The following is a 5,861-nucleotide window of genomic DNA, read 5'->3' on the forward strand; positions in this document are numbered from 1 at the left end:
CGGGGCCGGCGAGCAGCTGGACGTCGTCGGGCAGGACGTGGTCGCGCCCGTCGAGCGCCGCGTGCGCGCGGGCCGCCCGCAGCAGGTGCAGGGCGGCGCGCGGCGAGGCGCCCAGCCGCAGGTCGGGGTGCTCGCGGGTGGCCCGCACCAGGGCGACGACGTACTCCTTCAGGGCCGCGGCCGCGTGCAGGTGGCGCACCGCCGCCACGAGCGCGCGCACGCCCGAGGCGTCGGTCACGGGCGCGAGGGACTCCAGCGGCTGTTCCTGCCCGTGCTGGTCGAGCATCGCCAGCTCCGCGTCCGCCGCGGGGTAGCCCATGGAGATGCGGGCCATGAAGCGGTCCCGCTGCGCCTCGGGCAGGGGGTAGGTCCCGTCCATCTCCACCGGGTTCTGCGTGGCGACGACGATGAAGGGTTCCTGCAGCACGTGCGTGGTGCCGTCGACGGTGACCTGGCCCTCCTCCATGCACTCCAGCAGGGCCGACTGGGTCTTGGGCGAGGCGCGGTTGATCTCGTCACCGATCACGACGTTCGCGAACACCGCTCCGGGGCGGAACTCGAAGTCCGCCGACTCCTGGTTGTAGACGCTGGAGCCGGTGACGTCGCTGGGCAGCAGGTCCGGGGTGAACTGGATGCGGCGGACCGTGCCGTCGATCGAGCGGGCCATCGCCTTGGCGAGCATCGTCTTGCCGACGCCCGGGACGTCCTCGACGAGCAGGTGGCCGCCCGCGAACAGCACGGTCAGGGCCAGCCGGACCGCCTCGTCCTTGCCCTGGATCACCGTCTCGACGGCGCGGGCCAGCGCCTCGCCGGTGCGCGCGACGTCCTCCGGGGAGGGTGGCGCGGTCCGGGGGGGCGGCGGGGTGGCGCCGAGGTGCGCGGCGCCCCCCACCGGATCGGGCAGGTGCGCGTTCGCCTGTGCGCTCGTGGTGGTCACGCCGTCCCCGTCCCCTCGGCGCGGGCGGTGCCGACCGGGCCCGTGCCGGGTCCCTTCCCGCGTAGCCCCCCACTCTGCCCCACCGGAGCCGTTCCGGCCCACGATCAAGGACCCCGGGCCCACCCCGCGGCACCCGCTGGCGCCCGTGCGCCCGCCGCCGCCGCCCGCGGGGCCGCCGGCGCCCCCCCACCGCGCTGACCTGCGACGTTCCCCGCGCGAGGGGCGTCGCGGACGGTGACGTTGGTTGACGGTGGGGGGAAGTGGAGTACTGTGGGGGCCGGTGGCTCGACGGGGTTCGCGCGAGGTCTTCGCGGGGGTGTCCGGGAGGTCACCGCATCGGGCAGGGCGGGTCGGTCTGGTCGAGCGGGTCCGAGGGCGTCCGGTCGCGGAGGTGGGTCGTGTTCCTCGGAACGCACACCCCGCGGCTCGACGACAAGGGGCGCTTGATCCTCCCGGCGAAGTACCGCGACCAGCTGTCCGATGGGCTGGTGATCACCCGAGGGCAGGAACGCTGCCTCTACGTCTTCCCGACCGCGGAGTTCGAGCGCATGCACGACCAGTTGCGGCAGGCGCCGCTCACCCGGAAGGAAGCGCGGGACTACCTTCGCGTGTTCCTCTCCGGCGCCTCCGACGAGGTCCCGGACCGGCAGGGGAGGATCACGATCCCGCCCCTGCTGCGCTCCTACGCGGGCCTCGACCGCGACGTGGCCGTCATCGGTGCCGGCTCCCGCGTCGAGGTGTGGGACCTGCCCACCTGGGAGACCTACCTCGCCGCCGCGGAGCAGCCCTTCGCGGACCGCGACGAGGAGGTGCTGCCCGGCATCGTGTGACCGCAGTGCCGTCCCGCCGCCACGGTGGGCACGGGGGTGGCCCGCCACCCCGGCACCCGGCTCGTGGGCCGGGGCCTCCACCCGCTCCGGCGTCCTGGCGCACTTCCCCGGTGCCAGGCAGCCGGAGCGGTTGGGGACCCGGGTCCACGACGCCCCGCACCGGCTCCGCCCCAGCACACCGCGCTCCTGGTCCTCTTCCGCCCCGACCCGCCGGCCACCGGCGGGGCACCACCCGCGCAGCCCCAGGACGGGGACCGCGCAGCAGCGCAGCACAGCAGGAGGAGCGGAGAGATGGCGCAGGAGCGCGCGGTCGTCGCGCCGGTCCACGACGGCGCGCGCCCGCGGGAAACCCCGCCGGCGGATCCACCCGACACCGAGCGCCCGGTGGCGGACCGCCACGTCCCGGTGCTGCTGGAGCGCTGCACCGAGCTGCTGGCCCCCGCCCTCGACCGTCCCGGCGCCGTGGCCGTGGACTGCACCCTGGGGCTCGGCGGGCACGCCGCCGAACTCCTGCGGACCTGCCCGCAGGCACGCCTCATCGGCATCGACCGCGACCCGCAGGCCCTCGCGCTGGCCCGCCGCCGGCTCGCCCGCTACGCCGATCGGGTGACGCTCGTCCACGCCGTCCACGACGAACTGCCCGCCGTCCTGGCGGAGCTGGGGACCCCGGTCGTCGACGCGGTGTTCTTCGACCTCGGGGTCTCCTCGCTGCAGCTCGACGAGGTCGAGCGGGGTTTCTCCTACGCCCGCGACGCGGAGCTCGACATGCGGATGGACCAGACGCGCGGCCCGACGGCGGCCGACGTCCTGAACTCCTACCCCGAGGCGGAACTCGCGCGCCTGCTGCGCACCTGGGGCGAGGAGCGGTTCGCCGCCCGCATCGCCGCCGCCGTCGTGCGCGAGCGGGCGCGAGAACCGTTCCGGCGCAGCGCACGCCTGGTGGAACTCGTGCGCGGCGCGGTGCCCGCGCCCGCCCGCCGCACGGGCGGGAACCCCGCCAAGCGCACGTTCCAGGCGTTGCGCATCGAGGTGAACGACGAACTGCGCGTGGTGGAGCGCGCGCTGCCGCCGGCGTTCGACGCGCTGCGCCCCGGCGGGCGGATCGCCGTCCTCACCTTCCACTCGTTGGAGGACCGCATCGTCAAGCAGTTCCTGGCCCGCCAGAGCCGTTCCACCGCGCCGCCGGACCTGCCCGTGGAACTGCCCGGGACCGGGCCGCGCGCACACCTGCTGACGCGGGGCGGCGAGAGCGCCGGCGAGGAGGAGGTCCGGTGCAATCCCCGTGCCGCTTCGGCGCGCCTCCGCGCGGCCGTCCGCGCCGACACCGATGATCGGGGTGGGGTGGTCCGGGCCGTGCCGCGGCGCTCGGGGAAACTCTTCCCCACAGCGGACCGGCGGCCGTCGGGGGCGCCGCAGTCCCGAGAGGGTGACCGACCAGCCGAGAGAGGGGGGAGTTCCCGGTGAGCCAGCCACTGATCGCGGCCCGCAACGCGTCCGCCCGCGCCCTGCGGGCACGCCAGGCCGGCGCCTCCCAGAACCGGCCGCTGCTGCGGGTCGTCGCACCGCCGGCGTCCTTCGGTGCCCGGCTGCCGCTGCCGCTGGCGTGCGTGCTCCTGCTGACCGGCGGCCTGCTCGTGCTGCTCATGATGAACATCTCCATCGCCCGCGACGCCTTCACCATCAGCGATCTGCAGCACGAGGCGACGCTGCTGCGGGAGAGGCAGCAGGCGCTCGACGAGGGCCTCGCCGCGCAGGCCGCGCCGCAGGCGCTGCAGCAGCGCGCCACCGGCCTCGGCATGGTCCCCGGGCCGGCGCCCGCGCACGTGGTGGACGGCCGCGTCGTCGGTGAGCCGGAGGAGGCGCAGGCACCCGAACCCGCCGCCCCGGGCGCACCCGCACCGGCCCCGGCGGAACCCGCACCGACGGCGTCCGCCGCGCCCACGCCCTGAACCGCCCCCGCACCGCCACCGCCAGCCAGGAGGACCAGGAGTGCCCCACGCGCCCGCCGCCCGACGCCGCGACGCCGGAGCCGGCGCGGGTCCCCGCACCGACCGGCGGCTGCGCGGCTGGGTGCTCGCCGTGCTGCTCGTCCTCAGCCTCTTCGGCGGGCGGCTGGTGCAGCTGCAGGGCACCGACGCGGCACAGTTCGCGAACGCCGCGCTCAAGACCCGCACCACCCAGGTCGACCTGCAGGCCGACCGCGGCGACGTCGTCGACTCCGAGGGCGTCGTCCTCGCCACGTCGGTCGAGCGGCGCGACGTGGTCGCCGACCCCTCGATCCTGCGGTACTTCAACATGCGCAGCGAGAGCGACCCCACCCCCCGCGACGCCGACCTCGGCGTGGGGACCGCCGGCGCCGCGCACGAGCTCGTGAAGGTCCTCGGCGGCGACGAGGCCGAGCTGGCCCGGGTCCTCGAGGGCGACGGCCCCCGCGACCAGTACGCGGTGGTGGCCCGGGAGCTGACGCCGCAGCAGTGGCGCGACGTGGAGGCCCTGGAGCTGCCGGGGATCACCGGTCACCGCACCAGCCAGCGCGTCTACCCCGCCGGTGCCGCGGCCGCCACCCTGGTCGGCGTGCTCGGCGGTGCCGACGAGGAGGGCGTGCCCAAACCCCTCGGCGGGCTCGAGAGCAAGTTCGACGCCCAGCTGCAGGGCCGCGACGGCTGGCAGCGCTACGAGCGCAGCCTCACCGGCCAGCAGATCCCCCTGGGGGAGACCGAGGGCGAGGACGCCGTCGACGGCGACACCCTGCACCTGACCGTCGACCGCGACCTGCAGTGGAAGGCCGAGGAGGCGCTCGTCGCGCAGGTGGAGGCGACGCAGGCCGACTCCGGCACCGTCGTAATCATGGACAAGCAGCAGCGGCTGCTCGCCGTCGCCAGCGCGCCCACGGTGGACCCGGCGGACACCTCCACCTTCACGAACACCAACCTGCGCAACACCGCCTTCACCGACGTCTTCGAACCCGGCTCCACCGCCAAGGTCGTGACGCTGGCCGCGGCGCTGGAGGAGGGCCGGGCCGACCCGTCGACGAAGTTCGTCATCCCCACCGAGCTGAAGCGCTCGACGAAGGTGTTCACCGACTCCCACGTCCCCGAGAACGACCACATGACGCTGGCCGGGGTGATCGCCGAGTCCAGCAACATCGGCACGATCCTGGCGGGCGAGACCATGGACGCGCAGACGATCTACCGCTACCAGCGGGCCTTCGGGTTCGGGCAGGAGACGGCGGTCGGTTTCCCCGCGGAGTCCGCCGGCATCCTCGCCACCCCCGAGGAGATGAAGAAGAGCGGCACCCAGCGCTACACCGTGATGTTCGGCCAGGGCATGTCCGTCACGGCGGTGCAGGCGGCCTCCGTCTTCGCGACCATCGCCAACGACGGCGTGCGCGTGGAACCCCAGCTCGTGCAGGGCTGGAGCACCCCGGAGGGCAGCTACACCCCCGCCCCCGAGCCGGCCTCGCAGCGGGCCGTCAGCACCGGCACGGCCCGCGCGATGCGCGAGATGCTGCAGGGCGTCGTCAGCGAGAACGGCACCGCCGCCGCGGCGGCCATCGACGGCTACCTCGTGGCCGGCAAGACCGGCACCGCGCAGCGCTACGACGAGGAGTGCGGCTGCTACCGCGGCTACACCGCCTCCTTCATCGGCATGGCGCCCGCCGACGACCCCGAGCTGGTCGTGGCGGTCATCCTGCAGAACCCGCGGACCAACTACTACGGCGGTGGCGCGGCGGGCCCCGTGTTCAAGGACGTCATGACCTACGCCCTCGCCCAGCGCGGTGTGGCGCCCTCGGCGGCCGCCCCGGCGAACCTGCCCCTCACCTGGTGACGGGTAGCCTGCCCGCCGTGCCCCCCCGCCCCGACGACACCCACCGGACCCGCGCCGCGCTCCGGGTCGCCGACCTCGCAGCGGTCCTGGGCACCCAGGTCGACGGTCCCGCCGGCAGCGGGGACGCACCCGTGAGCGGCGCGACGCTGGACTCGCGCGCGGTGCGCCCCGGGGACCTGTACGCCGCGTTGCCGGGTGCCCGCGCGCACGGCGCCGACTTCGCCGGCCAGGCCGCCGGCGCCGGTGCCGTCGTCGCCCTCACCGAC

The 5,861-nt window shown here is 75.5% G+C and carries 6 protein-coding genes; 5 read left to right on the forward strand and 1 reads right to left on the reverse strand.

Annotation, left to right across the window (positions count from 1 at the left end; all coding sequences use genetic code 11):
• A partial coding sequence (locus tag ABEB16_RS13235) for an AAA family ATPase (RefSeq protein ID WP_345712720.1) occupies positions 1 to 802 on the reverse strand: 802 nt, incomplete at its 3' end.
• A 533-nt stretch (positions 803 to 1,335) separates the two neighbouring features.
• Between ABEB16_RS13235 and mraZ the strand changes: the two genes are divergently transcribed.
• The 5 genes from mraZ to ABEB16_RS13260 all read left to right on the forward strand — a co-directional run.
• The gene (mraZ, locus tag ABEB16_RS13240; RefSeq protein ID WP_345712716.1) at positions 1,336 to 1,767 is read left to right on the forward strand and encodes a division/cell wall cluster transcriptional repressor MraZ; all 432 of its coding nucleotides are present in this window, start codon (positions 1,336 to 1,338) and stop codon (positions 1,765 to 1,767) included.
• A 291-nt stretch (positions 1,768 to 2,058) separates the two neighbouring features.
• Positions 2,059 to 3,231, forward strand: coding sequence for a 16S rRNA (cytosine(1402)-N(4))-methyltransferase RsmH (gene rsmH, locus ABEB16_RS13245; RefSeq protein WP_425560190.1), 1,173 nt, complete (start codon positions 2,059 to 2,061; stop codon positions 3,229 to 3,231).
• Positions 3,228 to 3,716 carry a cell division protein FtsL gene (ftsL, locus tag ABEB16_RS13250; protein WP_345712717.1) on the forward strand — a complete coding sequence of 163 codons (489 nt, stop codon included), beginning with the start codon at positions 3,228 to 3,230 and terminating at the stop codon, positions 3,714 to 3,716. Before rsmH ends, ftsL begins: the two co-directional genes overlap by 4 nt.
• A gap of 40 nt (positions 3,717 to 3,756) precedes the next feature.
• Positions 3,757 to 5,595, forward strand: coding sequence for a peptidoglycan D,D-transpeptidase FtsI family protein (locus tag ABEB16_RS13255; RefSeq protein ID WP_345712718.1), 1,839 nt, complete (start codon positions 3,757 to 3,759; stop codon positions 5,593 to 5,595).
• Between the two features lie 17 nt (positions 5,596 to 5,612).
• A partial coding sequence (locus ABEB16_RS13260) for a Mur ligase domain-containing protein (RefSeq protein ID WP_345712719.1) occupies positions 5,613 to 5,861 on the forward strand: 249 nt, incomplete at its 3' end.

This window comes from Kineococcus glutinatus, from assembly GCF_039542765.1.
Classification (GTDB): Bacteria; Actinomycetota; Actinomycetes; order Actinomycetales; family Kineococcaceae; genus Kineococcus_A; species Kineococcus_A glutinatus.